At 40.3% G+C, this 20766-nt stretch carries 19 protein-coding genes and 1 other annotated feature; of the genes, 15 read left to right on the top strand and 4 right to left on the bottom strand.

The window, feature by feature from the left end:
- The gene (locus ACZ47Z_RS09655; RefSeq protein WP_054754429.1) at positions 1-417 is read right to left on the bottom strand and encodes an HTH domain-containing protein; all 417 of its coding nucleotides are present in this window, start codon (positions 415-417) and stop codon (positions 1-3) included.
- 149 nt (positions 418-566) lie between these two features.
- Positions 567-1361, bottom strand: coding sequence for a hypothetical protein (locus ACZ47Z_RS09650; RefSeq protein ID WP_054753893.1), 795 nt, complete (start codon positions 1359-1361; stop codon positions 567-569).
- Between the two features lie 250 nt (positions 1362-1611).
- On the opposite strand from ACZ47Z_RS09650, the gene ACZ47Z_RS09645 reads away from it, so the two are divergent.
- The 5 genes from ACZ47Z_RS09645 to ACZ47Z_RS09625 all read left to right on the top strand — a co-directional run bounded on the left by ACZ47Z_RS09645 (position 1612) and on the right by ACZ47Z_RS09625 (position 8112).
- Positions 1612-1779, top strand: coding sequence for a hypothetical protein (locus ACZ47Z_RS09645; RefSeq protein WP_464525526.1), 168 nt, complete (start codon positions 1612-1614; stop codon positions 1777-1779).
- Positions 1780-1973: 194 nt separating this feature from the next.
- Positions 1974-4103, top strand: coding sequence for an ABC transporter substrate binding protein (locus ACZ47Z_RS09640; protein WP_226870846.1), 2130 nt, complete (start codon positions 1974-1976; stop codon positions 4101-4103).
- A gap of 52 nt (positions 4104-4155) precedes the next feature.
- Positions 4156-4695: an anaerobic ribonucleoside-triphosphate reductase activating protein gene (gene nrdG / locus ACZ47Z_RS09635; protein WP_054753896.1), complete on the top strand. Its 540-nt coding sequence runs from the start codon at positions 4156-4158 to the stop codon at positions 4693-4695.
- Between the two features lie 55 nt (positions 4696-4750).
- Positions 4751-4982: a binding site (T-box leader), on the top strand.
- A 54-nt stretch (positions 4983-5036) separates the two neighbouring features.
- Positions 5037-7469: a leucine--tRNA ligase gene (gene leuS / locus ACZ47Z_RS09630; protein ID WP_054753899.1), complete on the top strand. Its 2433-nt coding sequence runs from the start codon at positions 5037-5039 to the stop codon at positions 7467-7469.
- Positions 7470-7701: 232 nt separating this feature from the next.
- Entirely contained in the window at positions 7702-8112 is a 411-nt protein-coding gene (locus tag ACZ47Z_RS09625; protein WP_054753901.1) for a type II toxin-antitoxin system HicB family antitoxin, read from the top strand.
- A gap of 37 nt (positions 8113-8149) precedes the next feature.
- Here ACZ47Z_RS09625 and ACZ47Z_RS09620 read toward each other — a convergent pair whose 3' ends face one another.
- Positions 8150-8722: a TetR/AcrR family transcriptional regulator C-terminal domain-containing protein gene (locus ACZ47Z_RS09620; RefSeq protein WP_117827461.1), complete on the bottom strand. Its 573-nt coding sequence runs from the start codon at positions 8720-8722 to the stop codon at positions 8150-8152.
- A gap of 304 nt (positions 8723-9026) precedes the next feature.
- Here ACZ47Z_RS09620 and ACZ47Z_RS09615 point away from each other — a divergent pair, with 304 nt between their 5' ends.
- Entirely contained in the window at positions 9027-10391 is a 1365-nt protein-coding gene (locus tag ACZ47Z_RS09615; protein ID WP_464525525.1) for a radical SAM/SPASM domain-containing protein, read from the top strand.
- 204 nt (positions 10392-10595) lie between these two features.
- Here the strand turns inward: ACZ47Z_RS09615 and ACZ47Z_RS09610 are convergent, their stop codons facing one another.
- Positions 10596-11825 (bottom strand): argininosuccinate synthase, encoded by a 1230-nt coding sequence (locus tag ACZ47Z_RS09610; protein WP_015529678.1) that lies wholly within the window; start codon positions 11823-11825, stop codon positions 10596-10598.
- A 552-nt stretch (positions 11826-12377) separates the two neighbouring features.
- On the opposite strand from ACZ47Z_RS09610, the gene argC reads away from it, so the two are divergent.
- The 9 genes from argC to ACZ47Z_RS09565 all read left to right on the top strand — a co-directional run bounded on the left by argC (position 12378) and on the right by ACZ47Z_RS09565 (position 20757).
- On the top strand, positions 12378-13418 hold the full coding sequence (gene argC, locus ACZ47Z_RS09605) for an N-acetyl-gamma-glutamyl-phosphate reductase (RefSeq protein WP_015529679.1): 1041 nt from the start codon (positions 12378-12380) through the stop codon (positions 13416-13418).
- A 24-nt stretch (positions 13419-13442) separates the two neighbouring features.
- On the top strand, positions 13443-13889 hold the full coding sequence (locus tag ACZ47Z_RS09600; RefSeq protein WP_020435716.1) for a GNAT family N-acetyltransferase: 447 nt from the start codon (positions 13443-13445) through the stop codon (positions 13887-13889).
- Between the two features lie 16 nt (positions 13890-13905).
- Positions 13906-15129, top strand: coding sequence for a bifunctional glutamate N-acetyltransferase/amino-acid acetyltransferase ArgJ (gene argJ / locus ACZ47Z_RS09595; RefSeq protein ID WP_464525524.1), 1224 nt, complete (start codon positions 13906-13908; stop codon positions 15127-15129).
- A 62-nt stretch (positions 15130-15191) separates the two neighbouring features.
- Positions 15192-16094 (top strand): acetylglutamate kinase, encoded by a 903-nt coding sequence (gene argB, locus ACZ47Z_RS09590; RefSeq protein WP_054753907.1) that lies wholly within the window; start codon positions 15192-15194, stop codon positions 16092-16094.
- Positions 16081-17262: an aspartate aminotransferase family protein gene (locus tag ACZ47Z_RS09585; RefSeq protein ID WP_181966411.1), complete on the top strand. Its 1182-nt coding sequence runs from the start codon at positions 16081-16083 to the stop codon at positions 17260-17262. Before argB ends, ACZ47Z_RS09585 begins: the two co-directional genes overlap by 14 nt.
- 63 nt (positions 17263-17325) lie before the next feature.
- Positions 17326-17757, top strand: a complete 432-nt coding sequence (locus tag ACZ47Z_RS09580; protein ID WP_054753909.1) for a DMT family transporter — start codon at positions 17326-17328, stop codon at positions 17755-17757.
- Between the two features lie 140 nt (positions 17758-17897).
- Positions 17898-18599: a helix-hairpin-helix domain-containing protein gene (locus tag ACZ47Z_RS09575; protein ID WP_464525523.1), complete on the top strand. Its 702-nt coding sequence runs from the start codon at positions 17898-17900 to the stop codon at positions 18597-18599.
- 36 nt (positions 18600-18635) lie between these two features.
- Positions 18636-19325, top strand: a complete 690-nt coding sequence (locus ACZ47Z_RS09570) for a response regulator transcription factor (protein ID WP_015529686.1) — start codon at positions 18636-18638, stop codon at positions 19323-19325.
- Positions 19270-20757, top strand: a complete 1488-nt coding sequence (locus ACZ47Z_RS09565) for a sensor histidine kinase (protein WP_464525522.1) — start codon at positions 19270-19272, stop codon at positions 20755-20757. Before ACZ47Z_RS09570 ends, ACZ47Z_RS09565 begins: the two co-directional genes overlap by 56 nt.
- Positions 20758-20766 lie beyond the last annotated feature (9 nt).

Genomic DNA, 20766 nt, shown 5'->3' with positions numbered 1-20766 from the left:
TTACTTTTTCTTTCTCGAATTGTCCGCAATAATAATTTTTTTTAGAAATTCTACTTCTTGTCTCAGATATAAAAGTTCATTTTGCATACGTTCTATAGACTGTGGTGACGACATGTCTTCTTCAGAGGTTGCTTTCATAGGAATTCTTTTGTTTCTATTTTCACCTTCTGTAAAACCATTACCTGACAATGCCTGATGTTTTATTCTTTGTACCAGACTATCAATTTGCTTTTGTTCAAAATATTCCAGATTATACCCAAAATCTTTAAGGATTTTTCTAGGAGCATTTCCCGCCTGATAGCTGGTCCAAAAATCTTCTTTGAATTTAATTGTGAAATATAGCTTGTTCTTGGTTACTTTTAATGTATAAGGATTCGCTTTAAGTTCTTTGATTTGTTTCGCTGTATATTCTCTCATATTCCCTCCAGTAGACATTTTTATTATACATCATCTACCAGAAGAAATCCCCACCTTTTACTGTCCATAATCCGGGTTTTTATCCCTTCTTCTTATGTCCATTTTTCAGGAACCCTTCTTCTTATCATGTCCACTTTATAGGGTATATTTTAAGATTCCCCTTCTTTTATACCTTCTTTTATGCCTTCTCTTATCCCTTCTTCTCTTTTTTCATCTAATTCATCTTTCATTAATTCTAATAACGCATTACACATATCTTGTTTTCCCTCCTTTAGTCGATTCTCGTTTGCTTTTACTATGATCTCCATAACAGCCTGATACAGCTGATCTTCTTTGTTCTTTTTATAATCCTCTAAAAGCTGTCTGGTAACAGACATATCTTTCAGGGTATCTGTCAAACTATATAACCAAAGATTTTTCTCCGGTGACAACTGATTTGTTACAAGAACCTGAATCGGTAAGATATCTCCAATTACATAATAAATCCCTTCTTCCGGATTATCAATAGTGTAGTGGCGTACTTCTTTCAAATGTCGGATCAGTTCTCTTGGATATCGTTTTGACACTAAGGTGATCGTCAGCTCCTGAATCGGAATTTCATTTACCTTCCCTGTATCTGCTTTATAAAAATTCGTATATCCATATACCTTATAGAAATCATCCACAGAAAGTGAATCGGATGGTGATTTATATTCGATAATATTATACTTGCGGAATATTTTTCCGATATTTTTATGGATCGGCTCCGCATTCTTCTTTTTAATAATCAACACATCAATTGCCATTGGCTTTGAACTTAATAGATACTCTCGCTCAAACTTTAATTTTTCTTTTTCTTCTCTGAATTCAATCTGTAAGTCTGCATAAAATGCAGGGTGCCACTGAAGCAGCTTTCCATCTGTCGGTTGTTGTTTTTCCGGCAATTGTTTTCTCTTTTGTTTCATCTAAGAGACCTCCTTATGTGATTTTCACAGAAGTTCTCTCTATCAGAAAACCTCTGCTTTAAATAATGGATTTTAAAAGCATGAATTTTCTGATTTGGCAGGTACGTTCTACCTGTAATGAAACTTTTATATGAATTTAGATGTTTTAGAAAATATGCTTTGAAATAGAATAACATATTTATGTACAATATTCAATGCGTTTTGATAATAACTTACAACATCTTTTTACACAAAAAAAGAGAATTGTGTTATGATAGAATCAAGAATAAAAAGCTTTATGCGTAAAGATAATTGTGCAAATTTTTTACGAACAGAGAAGCTTTATATTATTGCAACTTATTATAGTGAGAGAGGTGCTTTCGGATGGACAGCTTTGGAAAAAAGATGCATAAAAAACGAAATTACAGTAAGATTTTAATGGTAACATTACTTTTGATTATTTTATGCTGTCCTATATCCGTTTTAGCGAAAAACAAAAATTCGTTAAGTGCGCAGAAAAATCACAGACTTTTATTTATCAGTTCTTATTCTTATAATTGGTCTACGGTTCCTTCACAGATAGAAGGAATTCAGTCGAAGTTGGATTCAAATATTTCTTTGGATATTGAATTTATGGATACAAAACAAATAAACACTGAAATGGCGGAACAACTGCTTTATGATAAATTACGCTATAAAGAGCAGCATGACGGGGAGTATGATGCGGTGATCGCAGGTGATGATGCGGCACTTGTTTTTGCTATGTTATATAAGGATGAATTATTCTACAAAACTCCGATCGTGTTTGAGGGGATTAATAATATTGAATATGCCAAAGAGGTGAGTCAGGATCCGTTTGTTACAGGTGTGATCGAAAGGTTTTCTTATAAAGAAAATTTGGAATTTGCAAAGAAGATTGAACCACAGGCAAAAAATATTGTGGCAATTGTAGATAATACAGTGACAGGAATTGGTGAGCAGCAGCAATTTTATGCCCAGGAAGAGGAATATCCAGAGTTCACGTTTGATGTGATCAATGGTTCACTGCTGACACAGCAGCAGATTCTTGACCGTATTTCTGCGATAGATAAGGATACTATTTTAATTTACCTGATTCTTTCGGAAGATGTGAATGGAAATATCTATACGAATGAACAGGTTTGCCAGATTATAAAGGAATATGCAAAGGTTCCGGTTTTTCGTTTTGTTCAGGCGGGAATCGGTGAAGGCGTTTTAGGCGGAAATATTGTATCACATAGGAAATCTGGTGAGATTGCTGCGCAAATGGTTATGGAGATATTTAAAGGCACTGATTTATCTGAGATATCAATGATGGATGAAAGTCCGAATGAATATTATCTGGACCAACAAGTGTTAGATGAATTTAATATTTCTAAAAATCTGATACCGAATGTTGCGGAAGTGATCAATCAGAAAGATGGATTTTGGAAATTGTATGGTAAAGTGATCCTTGCTGTTTTTAGTATCTCAGTAGTTATTATGCTTGCGATACTGGTGAGGATTCGTACTGTTTATGCGCGGCGCAGATATGCAGAGCTGGAAAAAAGCAATCATCAGTTAGAAGAGGCGGTAGCTGAGGCGCAGGCAGCAACACAGGCGAAAAGCCAATTTCTGCATAGCATGTCGCACGATATCCGAACACCGATGAATGCGATAGTCGGATTTACTAAAATTGCGATGAAACAGAATTCAAATGCAGAAGTAGGAGACTGTTTGCAGAAGATTTCAAATAGTTCAGAACATTTACTGTCATTGATCAGTGACGTACTTGATATCAGCAGGATAGAGAATGGGAAGCCGGTTTATACCCCTGTTCCGACAGAACTGTATTCTGCAGCAGACAAGGTACGAGATATCATACAGGGATTGACTGGTGAAAAAGAATTGATCTTTCATACAGAGATACCATTTTCAAATCAGAAGTGTATGGTACTTACAGACCCACTTCGTATTCAGGAAGTATTGGTCAATATTCTTGGAAATGCAGTGAAATTTACAGATGCTGGTGGTACGATTTCATTTATTATGAAGATAAATCCAGGGGAAGATGAAAAGCATATAATAGTGAAGTATATCATTACCGATACGGGGCGTGGAATGAGCAGTGAGTTCCTTCCTCATGTTTTTGATGAATTTTCACAGGAACGGTCTGGAGCAAGAACACAGTATAAAGGGACAGGACTTGGCATGGCGATCACAAAGCATTACATTGATGCGATGGGTGGGACAATTCAGGTTGAAAGTAAGCTTGGCGAGGGAACCACATTTGTTGTAGAGTTACCGATGGAAATTCTATCTGTTAACGAAATGGAGAACTCAGATCAGACGGATCAAAAGAATTCTGAAATGCAGTTACAGGGAAAGTGTGTTTTGATTGCAGAAGATAATGAGCTGAATGCGGAGATTCTGGAAACGTTGCTTCAAGATAAAGGAATACAATATGTCAGGGCTGAAAATGGAAAAGAGGCGTTGAATCTGTTTGCTGCTCATCCGGAAGGGAGTTTTGATGCAATTCTTATGGATATTATGATGCCGGAGATGGATGGTTATGAAGCAACGAGAAGAATAAGGAGCATGAAAGATCGTCCAGATGGAGAAAAGATTCCAATCATTGCCATGACAGCAAATGCTTTTGCGGAAGATATGCAGGCATCTCTGGCAGCAGGGATGAATGCACATCTGACAAAGCCGATAGAGATAGACAGTCTCATAAGGACAATTTCGAACCAACTGAAGAAATAACATGGGAAGATGTGATCCTGATATTAATAAGAAATAGAAAAGAGGATTCAAAGTGAACTACGGAGAAATTAAAAAATGTGATATTGCAAATGGAGAGGGTGTTCGTGTTGCCCTTTTCGTGTCAGGCTGCAGGCATCATTGTAAGGGATGTTTTAACAGTATGACATGGGATTTTAATTATGGAAAGAAATTTACGGAAGAAACAGAAGAAGAGATTCTGGAAGCGTTGAAGCCGAATTATATTGATGGACTGTCATTGCTTGGTGGCGAACCATTCGAACCGGAGAATCAGGAAGTGCTTGTGAAGCTTTTAAGAAAAGTGAAGGAACGTTATCCGGAGAAGAACATCTGGTGTTACAGCGGTTATTTGTTCGATGAGGAACTGAAGAAAGAAAGCAGGGCAAGATGTGAGTATACAGATGAGATGCTTTCTATGCTGGACGTACTTGTGGATGGAAGATTTGAGGAAGATAAGAAAAATATTACACTGCTGTTCAGAGGTTCGGAAAATCAGCGCTTGATTGATGTGAAGAAATCACTGGAACAGGGACAGGTTGTAGAATGGAAACCGGCAATAAAAAGAGGACTTTAAGCGGAAAAAAGCCTTGACTTATATTCATATAGTTTTTATAATAAGTAGGTATATTGTAAAAACGCAGATGAGGAGTAGTAGAAGGAAAAGATGCTTTTCAGAGAGCTGTCGGCAGGTGTGAGGCAGCAGCACAGACTTTGAACTGACCTCGGAGTTCTTTCGGTGAAAAGATGTTATATTGATTAGCTGAAGGCGGGAGTTCCCGTTATAGAATAAATGAGTGCATTTGGCGTTGAGCCGGATGAATAAGAGTGGTACCACGGAATTAAAGCCTTTTCGTCTCTTGAATATATGAGAAGAAGAGGCTTTCTTTATATTGATGAAAGAGAGGAATTACGTACATGGGTACAAAGATTGTTTACAATCACAAAGCCATTGAGAAAAAATGGCGTGAGAAATGGGAAGAGACACCGGTCAATCCAAGAAATGGAAAAGACGGAAACAAGAAGCCAAAATATTACTGCCTGGATATGTTCCCGTATCCATCAGGAAATGGTCTTCATGTAGGGCATTGGAGAGGATATGTAATCTCTGATGTATGGAGCCGCTATAAATTACAGCAGGGATATTACATTGTTCATCCAATGGGATGGGATGCTTTCGGTCTTCCGGCTGAGAACTATGCGATCAAGATGGGCGTTCACCCGGCAAAATCAACAGAGGCGAACATCACGAACATCAAGAGACAGATCAATGATATTGCAGCACTGTATGACTGGGATATGGAAGTAAATACAACAGATCCTGAGTTCTACAAGTGGACACAGTGGATCTTCGTGAAGATGTTCAAGGAAGGTCTTGCTTATGAGAAAGAGTTCCCGATCAACTGGTGTCCGTCATGTAAGACAGGTCTTGCAAACGAAGAGGTTGTGAATGGTAAATGTGAGCGTTGCGGTGCAGAGGTTACAAAGAAGAACCTTCGTCAGTGGATGCTTCGTATCACAAAATATGCAGACCGTCTGTTGAATGATCTTGATAAACTTGACTGGCCGGAGAAGGTTAAGAAGATGCAGGCTGACTGGATTGGAAAATCTTACGGTGCAGAAGTTGACTTCCCGGTAGAAGGAAGAGAGGAGAAAATCACTGTTTATACGACAAGACCGGATACACTTCACGGAGCTACATTTATGGTACTTGCTCCTGAACATGAACTGGCAGCATCTCTCGCAACAGATGAGACAAGAGAAGCTGTAGAAAAATACATTTATGATGCATCTATGAAGTCCAATGTTGACCGTATGCAGGATAAGGAGAAGACAGGTGTCTTCACAGGAAGCTATGCGATCAACCCACTGAATGGTGCAAAGACACCAATCTGGCTGTCTGATTATGTACTGGCTGACTACGGTACAGGAGCAATCATGTGTGTACCTGCACATGATGACCGTGACTTCGAGTTCGCAACAAAATTCAATATTCCGATCATTCAGGTTATCGCAAAAGACGGAGAAGAGATCGAGAATATGACAGAGGCATATACAGATGCGGTCGGAACAATGATCAACTCCGGTGAGTGGAATGGTATGGAGTCTTCTGTGCTTAAGAAAGAAGCTCCGCATATGATTGAAGAGATGGGAATCGGACGCGCAACAGTAAACTACAAGCTGCGTGACTGGGTATTCTCCCGTCAGCGTTATTGGGGAGAGCCAATCCCGATCATTCACTGCCCGAAGTGTGGAAATGTTCCGGTGCCGGAAGAAGAACTCCCGCTTCGTCTGCCGGAGGTAGATTCCTACGAGCCAACAGGAACAGGTGAGTCACCGCTTGCTGCAATCGATGAGTGGGTAAACTGCAAGTGTCCGGTTTGTGGAAGCGATTCCAAGAGAGAGACAAACACAATGCCACAGTGGGCAGGCTCCTCCTGGTATTTCCTGCGTTATGTAGATAATCATAATTCAGAAGCACTCGTTTCCAGAGAGAAAGCAGACGAGATGCTTCCGGTAGATATGTACATCGGTGGTGTAGAACATGCTGTACTTCACCTTCTGTACTCCAGATTCTATACAAAATTCCTGTGCGATATCGGAGCAATTGACTTTGATGAGCCGTTCCGCAAACTGTTTAATCAAGGAATGATCACAGGTAAGAACGGAATTAAGATGAGTAAGTCTAAAGGAAATGTTGTATCACCGGATGATCTCGTACGTGATTACGGATGTGACTCCCTGAGAATGTATGAGCTCTTCGTAGGACCACCGGAGCTGGATGCAGAGTGGGATGACCGTGGAATTGACGGTGTAAACCGTTTCCTGAAACGTCTCTGGAACATCCTTATGGATAGCAAAGAGAAGGATATTCAGCCTACAAAAGAGATGATCAAACTTCGTCACAGAATGGTTTATGACATCACAACAAGACTTGAAAGCTTCAGCCTGAATACAGTTATTTCCGGATTTATGGAATATAACAACAAGTTCATGGAAATTGCAAAGAAAGAGGGCGGAATCGACAAAGAGACACTCGAGACAATCGCAGTACTTCTTTCTCCATTCGCACCACACTTTGCAGAAGAGATGTGGGAGCAGCTTGGACATGAAGAGACAATCTTCAATGCAGGATGGCCAAAATATGATGAGAACGAGATGAAAGATGATGAGATCAAGATTCCGGTTCAGATCAACGGTAAGACAAAAGCTGTAATCGAGATTCCAGCTGATATCTCTAAAGATGATGCAATCGCAGCAGGTAAAGAGGCAATCGCTGATAAGCTGACAGGAAATGTGATCAAGGAGATCTATGTTCCGAAGAAGATTATCAATATTGTAATGAAATAATTCGAATAAATGAGAAATGGCGCAGATGGTAGAGATATTGTCTGCGTTATTTTTGATGTTTAACTTTATGATTTCGTAGTTTCTAAGAGGAGAGAAATATAGTAAGGTTAAAGATTTCCAGCGTCCTTGCAATGATACGTAAAAATACGTTGACACACGTATTTTTACGTAGTATTATTACTTAAACAAGCAGGGCTTAGATAGTCCTGTCGCTTGAAAGAGAGGTTATTTGATGAAGAATAGATTATTTTATCCAGCTGTTTTTCATAAAGCAGAAGAAGGCGGTTTCTGGGTTAGCTTTCCAGATTTTCCTGAATGCATGACACAGGGCGATAGCATGGATGAAGCATATGAAATGGCGATAGATGCATTAGGTTTGTTATTGTCCAGTATAGAAGATGAAGGAACTGATATCCCAAAAGCATCAGAATTTGAAACGGTGGATCCCGAAGATGGGATTTTGGTAATTATAGAATTTGATATGGCAGAGTATCGGAGAAAGCACAGATCAAGGGCTGTAAAAAAGACGCTCAGTATTCCAGAATGGTTAAATGAAGCGGCTATTCGAGAGAATCTTAATTTCTCTCAGATTCTTCAAGAAGCGCTTATGATGAAATTAGGAGTAAATGGAAGACAGCGGTAATATGTCTAAAAATTGTTCCTAAGCCCTTTGTGTATTATTAAATCCTTGGATGTTCCACAAGATCAAATGCAGAGTTATGAATCAGATAATCATAAGCAGCTGCAATCTCTTCCGGGGTATATGTGATATCATGCATGATTGCATATTTTACAGAATCTGCGAGCCCAAAGGTATAAAAGCGTGCAATCGTCTCGCGGCTGAGTATCTGGAGCTTCGCAGGTGATTTCAATGGATATTTGTTTAATAATGTAAGCAATGTATCATAAATAAATTGGAACATCAGATTGTCAAAGGAGTTGGCTCCTTCGATTAAATAAAGTTTCTTATAAAATTCTTTGTCTTTAGAAAGACAGGTGAAAAGAAGACGGAGAAGATTGTCTTCCATGTCATTTTCAATGAGTACCCGGATTTTATCTTTGATTTCCTTTTCGAGGATATATTCGAGAATTTCATACTTGTCCTGAAAATGTTTATAAAAAGTCGGACGGATTACATCAGCTCCGTCGGTGATCATCTTAACTGTAATCTTTTCAAAAGGCATCTTCATAATAAGTTCCTTGAAAGAGAGTGTCAGCAGGTCTTTTGTCAGTTCTTTTTTCTCTTCTGTCATTTGTTCAAATCCTTTCTACAATGGAAATATTATACCATAAAAAAGAGAATGTGATTAAAAAAGTTTCTAAGATTGACAGTTCTTTAACGTGACTTTTCAAGAACATAGTGTTGAGATTTCTTGATATTTCGGATACATTTCACATGATTTGTAGCCGAAAAAGAACAACAGAAAGAAAATGTTCAAACCACAACACATTCAAAAAAATCTGAATCTTACATGAAAAAAAGGAAAATGCTAAAGTATGGAATAATAGCTTATACTTAAGAAAGGTTCCTTGAAAAGTAAGGAAAAGGTGAAAAAAATGGCAGGATTAAAATTTCAGGCAGAAAGAGCAGCATTTGGTTTGGCAGCAGATAAAGTACTTAAATATATGAACAAGACAGATGATAGAACGAAAGCACTTCTTAAGCTTGTAGATCTTACAGAAAATTTTGCAAAAGATCGTTTCCAGCCAGGGTCTTATGAAGCTGCAAGAAAGATGATTCAGGATCCGGACAACAAATGGGTTCAGTATCTGAACAGACTTTTTGATGAAGTAGATCCGCATGTCCTTAAGACAACAGCATTGAATCTTGGATTTGACGCAATGCTTTATGGAACAAAGTTAATGCACGAGTCACGTGAAAAATATCAGTGTAACATTCCATGGCTGATCCTGATGGACCCAACCAGCGCATGTAATCTGAAATGTACCGGATGCTGGGCAGCAGAGTACGGACATCTTTTGAATCTTTCTTTTGAAGATATGGATCGTGTGATCACACAGGGAAAAGAACTTGGAATTTATCTCTATATGCTGACAGGCGGAGAGCCTCTCGTGAGAAAGAAAGATGTCATCCGCTTGTGCGAGAAACACAACGACTGTGTATTCCATGCATTTACAAACGGAACACTTGTAGATGATGAGTTCTGCCAGGAGATGCAGCGTGTAGGCAATCTGTCCTTGTCCATCAGTCTGGAAGGATATGAGGAAGTCAACGACGGCCGCCGTGGAAAAGGCGTTTATCAGAAAGTTATGCATGCAATGGATCTTTTGAAAACATACGGCTTGATTTTCGGAACATCAATCTGCTATACACGCGCTAACATTGAAACTGTAACATCTGACAAATTCCTTGATATGATCATTGAAAAAGGATGTCGCTATGCATGGTATTTCCACTACATGCCGGTTGGAAATGATGCAGCATTGGATCTGCTTCCAACAAAAGAGCAGAGAGAATACATGTATCACCGCATCCGTGAGATCCGTGGATTGACAGGTGGAAAACAGCTCTTTGCATTCGATTTCCAGAATGATGGAGAGTTTGTAGGAGGATGTATTGCCGGCGGAAGAAATTACTTCCATATTAATGCAAATGGAGATGCAGAGCCATGTGTATTTGTTCATTATTCAAGCGCAAATATTAAAGAAGTAAGCGTTCTTGATGCATTACGCCAGCCACTGTTTATGGCTTACCATAACAATCAGCCATTTAACAACAATCATCTGCGCCCGTGCCCAATGCTCGAAAATCCAGAAAAACTGCAGCAGATGGTACACGAAACCGGCGCAAAATCAACAGACCTCCAGTCCCCGGAAACTGTAGAACACCTCTGTGGAAAATGTGAACATTACGCCAAAGAGTGGAAAACAAAAGCGGACGAACTTTGGGGTAAGAGATAATTCCAAATACACTTTGTTCAGTATGTTAATAAAAGCCAGAACAGGCACCACACACGGTAACTGTTCTGGCTCTTATGTTACATACTTTCAAAGGGATGAGGTAGAGCGGGCCGGTGCCCATGGTAATAGTAGGGCTGTCCTTGCGTATCATTCTAATGAAAGTATTCGATTTAATTGTATGAATCCAAGTTCAACAAATTCCTCTTACTTCTTCTGTGATTCTACTTCCTGCATTTTCATAGCACGAACTTTCAGAGGAAGTCCGAACAGGTTGATGAATCCGTCAGCGTCATGATGATCATACAGATCTCCTGTTGTGAAGCTTGCAAGGGATTCGCTGTACAGTGAGTATGGAGATGTCTCTCCGGCACGGATGATATTTCCTTTATAGAGACGGAATTTAACTTCTCCTGTTACATACTGCTGTGTAACATCAACAAATGCCTGGATTGCTTCACGAAGTGGTGTATACCATTTTCCTTCGTATACGATCTGAGCAAATTTATTTCCAAGATCTTTCTTAACTTCATATGTAGCACGGTCGAGAACGAGCTCTTCAAGCTGGTCATGTGCTTCCATAAGGATTGTTCCACCAGGAGTCTCGTAAACACCACGTGATTTCATTCCAACAACACGGTTCTCAACGATATCAACGATTCCGATTCCATGTTTTCCTCCGAGACGGTTCAGTTCTGTGATGATTTCAGAAACTTTCATCTCTTTTCCGTTTACGCTCTTTGGAACACCTGCTTCAAATGTCATTGTAACGTATTCATCTTTGTCTGGTGCTTTCTCTGGTGTTGTGCTCAGTACGAGAAGATCATCGTAGTTTGGCTCATTTGCCGGATTCTCAAGTTCAAGTCCTTCATGGCTGATGTGCCACAGGTTACGGTCACGGCTGTAGCTGTGCTTTGCGTCAAATGGAAGATCAATTCCATGAGCTTTACAGTAATCAATCTCGTCTTCACGGGACTGCATTGTCCATACATCTGTCATACGCCATGGAGCGATGATCTTGATGTCCGGAGCAAGAGCTTTGATACCAAGCTCGAAACGGATCTGGTCATTTCCTTTTCCTGTTGCACCATGGCAGATAGCAACAGCGCCTTCTTTACGTGCAATCTCAACCAGTTTCTTAGCGATTGCCGGACGAGCCATGGAAGTTCCGAGAAGGTATTTGTTCTCATAAACAGCTCCGGCCTTTACGCAAGGAACGATGAAGTCATCACAGAATTCATCAATGATATTTTCAATATATAATTTAGAAGCTCCGGAAAGTTTTGCTCTTTCATCCAGTCCGTCAAGTTCTTCTCCCTGTCCACAATCGATGCAGCAGCAGATAACGTCATAGTTAAATGTTTCTTTCAGCCACGGGATAATTGCTGTAGTATCAAGACCACCTGAATATGCTAATACAACTTTTTCTTTACTCATTTTATTGCCTCCTGAATGTATTTTATCAATTTCTGTTTCTCAGTTTCTTGAGTTCTAAAGATTTCTGCTTTAACAAGCTAAAACATACTATACACCACATTTTATAATTATGCAAGTATTATTTTAAAAAAATGAATAAAATGCATAAAGACACACATAATAAACAAAAAGAATGCATAAAACAATAGGCTATAAGAAAAAATATACAAGATATGATGAAAAGAATGAAATAAGAAGAAAATCAAAAAAATATTTAGGCCAATATCATCGCCTTCTTTATATATCTTTATATAGTAGGAAAATACTATATACAAACTTTTTTGAAAAAACGCTTGCATATTATACATGAAAGATGTATTATTATGCAAGTAAAGCACGGGAAGTGTATTTTTATACATTCAATTTCAGGAAATACTTTACATCCCGATTAAAGTGGTATATTATAAGGAGAAATGATTGCGGTAACACGTTACCACAGCACAGTAAATATGCAATTCCCAGGGAACTTCTATTGGCTCCCATGGAAATGGTAAAAGAAAGGACTTGAGAACGATGATTAAGGTCGGAATTATTGGAGCAACCGGTTATGCAGGCGGCGAGCTCGTAAGAATATTGATGGGACATAAAGATGCAGAGATTGTCTGGTACGGATCCAGAAGTTATGTAGATCAGAAATATGCAGATGTATATAGAAACATGTTTCAGATTGTAGATGCAAAATGCATGGATGATAACATGGATGAGCTTGCAGAGCAGGTAGATGTGATCTTCACAGCAACTCCGCAGGGACTGTGCGCATCTCTGATTAATGAAGAAATCCTTTCAAAGACAAAGATCATTGATCTCAGTGCAGATTTCCGTCTGAAAGATGTGAAGGTTTACGAAGAGTGGTATAAAATCGAACACAAAGCACCGCAGTATATTGATGAAGCTGTCTATGGATTGTGCGAGATCAACCGGGACAAAGTGAAGGATGCACGTATCGTGGCCAATCCGGGATGTTATACAACATGTTCTATCCTGACAGCATATCCGCTTGCAAAGGAAGGACTGATCGATATGAGCACTCTGATCATCGATGCGAAGTCTGGAACTTCAGGAGCAGGAAGAGGAGCAAAGCTTCCGAATCTTTACTGTGAAGTGAATGAAAATATCAAAGCATATGGAGTAGCTACACATCGCCATACACCGGAGATAGAAGAACAGCTTGGATACGCAGCAGGAGAGAAAGTTGTATTGAACTTCACACCGCATTTAGTTCCGATGAATCGTGGAATTCTTGCTACAGAGTATGCAAAGCTTACAAAAAAAGTTACATATGAAGAAGTAAAAGCAATTTATGATAAATATTATGCAGATGAGAAATTTGTTCGTGTTCTAGAGAAAGATCAGTGTCCGGAGACCAAATGGGTAGAAGGAAGCAACTATGTAGACATTGGATTTAAGATCGATGAGAGAACAGGACGGATCATTATGATGGGAGCTATTGATAACCTTGTAAAAGGTGCCGCAGGACAGGCGGTTCAGAATATGAATCTGCTGTTTGGTCTTCCGGAGAGTGAAGGACTTGAACTCGTTCCGATGTTCCCATAGGATATATTGATAAAGGTGGTATGTATGATACGTGTAATGACAATAGAGGATTATGATGAAGTATATAAATTGTGGAAGAAGATCCGGGGATTCGGAATTCGCAGTATCGACGATTCAAAAGAAGGTGTCGAAAGGTTTCTGCGACGGAATCCGACAACGAGTTTTGTCGCAGTGAAAGAAGGAAAAATCGTCGGAAGTATTCTCTGTGGTCATGATGGAAGACAGGGAAGTCTCTATCATGTATGTGTGGATGAGGCATACCGAAGACATGGAATCGGAAAAGACATGGTCGTACATAGCATGAAAGCTCTTCAGGAAGAGAAAATTAATAAAGTCTGCCTGATCGCATTTGCACAGAATAATGTAGGAAATGCATTTTGGAATACAATCGGATGGACGGAACGACTTGATGTGAATTATTATGATTTTATTTTAAATGAAGAAAATATTACAGCATTTAATGAACAGTAGAAAGGAAGCAGATCATATGAAGATAATCGAAGGCGGAGTTACCGCAGCAAAGGGATTTGAAGCAGCAGCAACAGCAGCAGGAATCAAATACCAGGGTCGTACAGATATGGCGATCATTTACAGTGAGAAACCGTGTAAAGTTGCCGGAACATTTACAACGAATGTAGTAAAGGCAGCTCCGGTGAAGTGGGACAGACAGATTGTAGAGAGCAAACAGAAATCACAGGCAGTTATTGTAAACTCCGGAATTGCAAATGCGTGTACCGGAGAGGAAGGTATGAAATACTGTGAAGAGACAGCAAAAGAGGCAGGAAAAGTTCTTGGAATCGATGAGAAAGGTGTTCTTGTAGGTTCTACAGGAGTCATCGGAATGCAGATCCCAATCGATAAGATCAAAGCCGGAATTACAGAACTTGCCAAGGGAAAGAAAGATGATCTGGCAAGTGGAACAGAAGCTGCAAAAGCAATCATGACAACTGATACGAAGAAAAAAGAAGTTGCGGTTACATTTATGGCAGGAGATACAGAAGTAACGATCGGAGGAATGGCGAAAGGTTCCGGAATGATTCATCCGAATATGTGTACAATGCTTGCATTTATTACAACGGATGCAAAAATTTCCAAAAAAGCACTTCAGGCAGCAATGAGCAGTGATGTTGAGGATACTTATAACATGATCTCTGTTGACGGAGATACTTCAACAAATGATACAGCACTTCTTCTCGCGAATGGAATGGCCGGAAATGAGAAGATCAAAGAAGGCACACCGGAATTCGATGCGTTCAAAGAGGCTCTTCATTATGTAAATGAGACACTTGCGAAGGCAATGGCGGGAGACGGAGAAGGTGCAACAGCACTTTTTGAAGTAAAGGTTGTCGGAGCACAGACAAAAGAGCAGGCAAAAGTTCTTGCAAAATCTGTTGTATGCTCGAATCTTACAAAGGCTGCAATCGCAGGACACGATGCAAACTGGGGAAGAATCCTTTGTGCAATGGGATATTCCGGAGCGCAGTTTGATCCGGAGCAGGTAGATCTTTTCTTCGAGAGCTGTGCAGGAAAGCTTCAGATCATTGCTAATGGAACAGCAACAGATTATAGCGAAGAAAAGGCAACAGAGATCCTTTCACAGGAAAAAGTGACAGCCATTGCTGACTTAAAAGCCGGAGATGCAGAAGCTACTGCGTGGGGCTGTGACCTGACACATGGATACATTGATATCAATGCGGATTACAGAAGTTGATTTATAGAGAAATTATTATTTCTTTAAAGACGCTGAAAAGATAAAAAAGGGAGACAGAAAAAATGACAAGCAATATGCAGAAATATCTGGATAAAGCGCAGGTGCTGATTGAGGCACTGCCTTATATCCAGCGCTTTAACCGTAAGATCATCGTAGTAAAATATGGCGGAAGTGCCATGGTGGATGAAAGTCTGAAACGCAGAGTAATCGAGGATGTTACACTTCTGAAACTGTGTGGATTCAAACCGATCATCGTGCATGGCGGTGGTAAGGAAATCAGCAAGTGGGTTGGAAAAGTTGGAAAAGAAGCAGAGTTTATCAACGGACTTCGAGTGACAGATGCAGAGACAATGGAGATTGCTGAGATGGTTCTTGGTCGTGTAAATAAGAGTCTTGTACAGCTTGTAGAGAGTCTTGGCGTGCGTGCGATCGGAATCAGTGGAAAGGATGGAAATCTACTCCAGGTTGAGAAGAAGCTTTCAGACGGACAGGATATCGGATTCGTAGGAGATGTCAAGAAAGTAAATGCAGAGATTTTGTATGACCTTTTGGAAAAAGATTTCCTTCCGATCATTTGCCCGGTTGGTATGGATGAGGAATACAATACTTATAATATCAACGCAGATGATGCAGCCTGTGCGATTGCTCGTGCCATGAAGGTTGAGAAGCTTGCGTTCCTGACAGATATTGAAGGAGTTTATAAAGATCCGAAAGATCCATCTACATTGATTTCTGAATTGGAGATCAAAGAAGCCAAGGAATTGATTACAGACGGATATATTGGAGGTGGAATGCTTCCAAAGCTTCAGAATTGTATTGATGCGATTGAAAATGGTGTGTCACGTGTACATATTCTGGACGGAAGAATCCCACATTGCCTGTTGCTTGAAATCTTTACAAACAAAGGAATCGGTACAGCAATTTTAAATCAGAAAGAAAGCAGGTATTATGATGGTGAACAGTAAAATACAGGCGGCAGAAGAGAACCTGATCCATGTATACAATCGATTTCCGATTGCACTGGATCACGGAGAAGGAATGTATCTGTATGATACAGAAGGAAAAGAATATCTTGACTTTGCAGCAGGATTTGCTGTGTCAGGACTTGGATATGATAATAAAGAACTGAATCAGGCATTAAAAGACCAGATTGATAAGTTATACCATACATCAAATCTTTATTTTCACGAGAGCTGTGGAGAGGCAGCAAAAGAACTGAACCGCATTTCCGGAATGGACAGAGTTTTCTTTACAAACAGTGGTGGTGAGGCAAACGAAGGTGCCTTGAAAGCAGCCAGAAGATATGCTTATACGAAGAAGACAGGAAGATATGAATTTATAGCGATGCAGAATTCTTTTCATGGAAGAAGCTTCGGAGCAGTTTCTGTGACAGGACATGATTCTTATCGTGAACCGTTTGAGCCGGTTGTTCCAGGTGTGAGATTTGCAGAGTTTAATGATCTTGATAGTGTGAAAGCACTGGTAAATGATAAGACTTGTGCAATTATTTTGGAACCGCTGCAGGGCGAAGGGGGAATCAATCTTGCAACACAGGAATTTATGGAAGGAATCCGTAAAATCTGTGATGAAAATGGAATCCTGATGATCTGTGATGAAGTGCAGTGTGGAATGGGAAGAACCGGAAATATGTTTGCATGGCAGGGATTTGGTGTAAAACCGGATATTCTGACGATGGCAAAGGCAATCGGAAACGGAATTCCGGTCGGTGCATTTGCAATGACGGAAGAAGTGGCAAAATATTCTCTTCAGCCGGGAGATCACGGCGCAACTTATGGAGGAAATCCATTGGCATGTACAGCCGTTAAGACAGTGATCGAGATTTTTGAACGTGAAGATCTTGTAGGGCATGTGAATCAGGTTGCTCCATATCTGACAAAAAAACTGGATGAGCTTGTGGATGAGCTGGACTGTGTTGTCAAAAGAAAAGGAAAAGGTCTGATGCAGGGAATCGAGATTACAAAACCTCTTGCAGAAGTAAATAAAAAGACAATCGAAGAAGGGCTTTTGATCATTCAGGCGCAAGGAAATGTCATCCGTTTTGTTCCACCGCTGATTGTAGAAGAAAAGCATATCGATGAGATGATCGAAAAACTGAAACGTGCACTTGTATAAGAAATCTTATACATAAAAAAGCCGGCATTTGCTTATACTATTTCTATAGGGAGGTATGAGCTTATGGCCGGTTTTTTGATTGCACTGCTATCAGGCGCGCTGATGAGTGTACAGGGAGTGTTCAACACGCAGGTGACAAAGACGACAGGAGTCTGGGTAAGCAATGGGTGGGTACAGCTTTCAGCATTTCTTTTGTGTTTGTTTATCTGGCTGGCAACAGGAAGAGACTCTGTTACAGCACTTATGGAAGTCCAGCCGCGTTATATGTTGCTGGGAGGTGTGATCGGAGCAGGGATCACATGGACTGTGATTAAAAGTGTGGATGCTCTGGGACCTGCAAGGTCAGCACTTTTCATTGTTGTTTCCCAGCTGGCGGTTGCTTATCTGATCTCATTATCCGGAATGTTCGGAATGGAAAAAGAACCATTTTCATGGAGAAAACTGATTGGATTGCTGATTGCAGCCGGTGGAATTGTTCTTTTCCAATGGGAATAGACAGTTTTGCGGATATTGTAATAAGTCTGTAACAAAGCGTTAAATTGTCTATTGTATTTTTGAGAAAAATTCGTTACAATATTTATGTCCGGTTTTAATTAAGGGGAAGTCTGGCTGTCTGAGAACAGTGAGGCAATAGGATGAAGAACGGATGGAAGAAATTATGCAGATGCCGTAAAGGGCAGATGCTAAAAGGAATTGTATTGACTTTAACTTTGGCTTTTTTGACCATGGGATTGTGTGGCTGTGCTAAGAAGCAAGACGCAGCGGAAGAACTTGAAGAGTTCACACTGGAGGGGGAATCTGATGTAGAAAAGAATTCCCAAAATCCCAAAACAGAGTCAGAAAAAGGATCTCAGGGTGGCACAGATGCAGAAGAAGGACTGCCGGAGACGTTATATGTTCATGTATGTGGAGCTGTGAATGCTCCGGGGGTGTACGAACTGAAGACAGATGCACGGATTTATGAAGCATTGGAAGCGGCCGGTGGAATGACAGAAGATGCTGCCGCAGATTGGATCAATCAGGCAGAAGCGTTGAGTGATGGAGAACGGATCTATGTGCCAACGCAGGAAGAAGCAGAGGAGTCAGCACAATCTGTTTCCGGTCAGTGGGCAGATCCGAATGGAAATGCAGGTGGATCAGTCAGTGATAAAATTAATATAAATACAGCCGCGAAAGAAGAATTGATGACCTTGAGTGGAATCGGAGCATCAAAGGCAGAGAGTATTCTGAAGTACAGGCAGGAGCATGGAAACTTTCAGAATATAGAGGATCTCAAGAAGATCGAGGGAATCAAGGATGGCGTATTTAATAAGATAAAAGACGATATTACGGTATAGGAGTGGGAAGGCAGAAGAACGGCCAGAAAGAGGAGTATGAGCAAGAAGATATTAGTTGTTGATGATGAGAAATTAATCGTAAAGGGAATCCGGTTCAGTCTGGAACAGGAAGGAATGGAAGTGGATTGTGCTTATGATGGAGAAGAAGCATTAGAATATGCGAGAAGATGTGAGTACGATCTTGTACTTCTTGATGTCATGCTTCCGAAACTGGATGGTTTCCAGGTATGTCAGCAGATTCGTGAATTTTCAGATATGCCGATTGTTATGTTGACTGCCAAGAGTGAGGATATGGATAAGATCCTTGGTCTGGAATATGGTGCGGATGATTATATTACAAAGCCGTTCAATATTCTTGAAGTGAAGGCAAGAATCAAGGCAATCATGCGCAGAACAGCGAAACGCAAGGAAGAGCCAGCCGGCAGTCCGGTGCTTGTGAAAGGGAATATGAAGATTGATTGCGAAGGACGCCGTGTTTTTATCGGAGAACGAGAGATCAATCTTACAGCGAAGGAATTTGATGTGCTTGAGCTTCTGGCAATGAATCCGAACAAGGTTTACAGCAGAGAGAATCTGCTGAATCTGATCTGGGGATATGATTATCCGGGTGATGCAAGAACTGTAGATGTACATATCCGTCGTTTACGAGAGAAGATAGAACAGAATCCAAGTGAACCAAAATACGTACATACAAAGTGGGGAGTGGGTTATTATTTCCAGGGGTAAGAATACATTTTCATTTAAGAAAAAGATCTTTAACAATCTTAGATTTCGAATTTTTATCATAGTGCTCCTTGCCGGGCTTGTGCCCAGCGTAGTAGCACTATTTGGAATCGTAAAAGTCTATGAGTCACGTGCTGTGTCACTTCGAACAGCAGAAATTCAGAATCAATGTACAATTTTAACGAATCAGATCAGTGCAAGTCATTATTTTGAGGACACCTCACAAGAGGTGGTCAATGACAGTCTGAATCAGCTGACTAACATTTATAACGGAAGAGTTATGGTGATTGACGATCTGCTGAGGGTAGTCAAGGATACTTACAGTCTGGATGAGGGAAAGCTGGATGTATCTGAAAGTGTAGTGCGCTGTATGAAGGGGACGAGCACGAATAATTATGATAAGAAGAATCATTATATCGAGGTGACTGCACCGATTACAATACCCGGAGAGGATCAGATTCGCGGTGTAATACTGGCAAGTGTTTCAACCGATAGTATTGAGGATTCTCTGGATGTATTATACACACAGGGAAGCGTGATTATTGGTCTTGTCATGATTTTTCTGACGATTGTTGCAGTGTTTGCAGCAGATCGTGTAGTACGTCCGCTACATCAGATTGCAGCTACGATCGAGAATGTAAGTGCAGGGTATAGCGACGATGTTCTGCATGTGGATACATTTACAGAAACAAAGAGTATCAGCGAAGCGATCAATAAGATGATGGGAAGGCTGAAGCTTTTGGATGATTCCAGGGAAGAATTTGTATCCAATGTATCTCACGAACTGAAGACCCCGATGACATCAATGAAAGTACTGGCGGATTCACTTCTGGAGCAGGAGAATCTTCCGGTTGAGATGTATCAGGAATTCATGGGTGATATCGCAAAAGAGATTGACCGTGAGAATAAGATCATTACAGATCTTTTGTCACTTGTGAAGATGGACAAGAAGGGTCAGACGCTGAATATTGAATCCGTTAATATTAATGAACTTCTGGAACAGATTTTGAAGAGATTAAAACCAATTGCAGAGAAAAAGAATGTGGAGATCGTAATGGAAAGTTTTCGGCCGGTCACAGCTGAAATCGATGAGACAAAACTGTCACTTGCGATTTCTAATCTGGTAGAAAATGCAGTAAAGTATAATCATGATAATGGATGGGTTCATGTATCGTTGAATGCAGACCACAAATTTTTCTATGTAAAAGTAGAAGATTCAGGAATTGGAATTCCAAAAGAGGATCAGGCGCATGTTTTTGAACGTTTCTTCCGTGTGGATAAATCTCATTCCAGAGAGATCGGAGGAACGGGACTTGGACTTGCAATTGCGCGAAATGCTGTGATTGCACATAGAGGTGCGATTAAAGTATTTAGTGAAGAAGGTGAAGGAACAACATTTACTGTGAGAATCCCACTGATCTATACAGCTTCTTAGGAGAAAAGT

Source organism: Mediterraneibacter faecis (assembly GCF_055383675.1).
The sequence above is the reverse complement of the archived record's forward strand: the minus strand, read 5'-3'. Positions and strand labels throughout refer to the sequence as shown.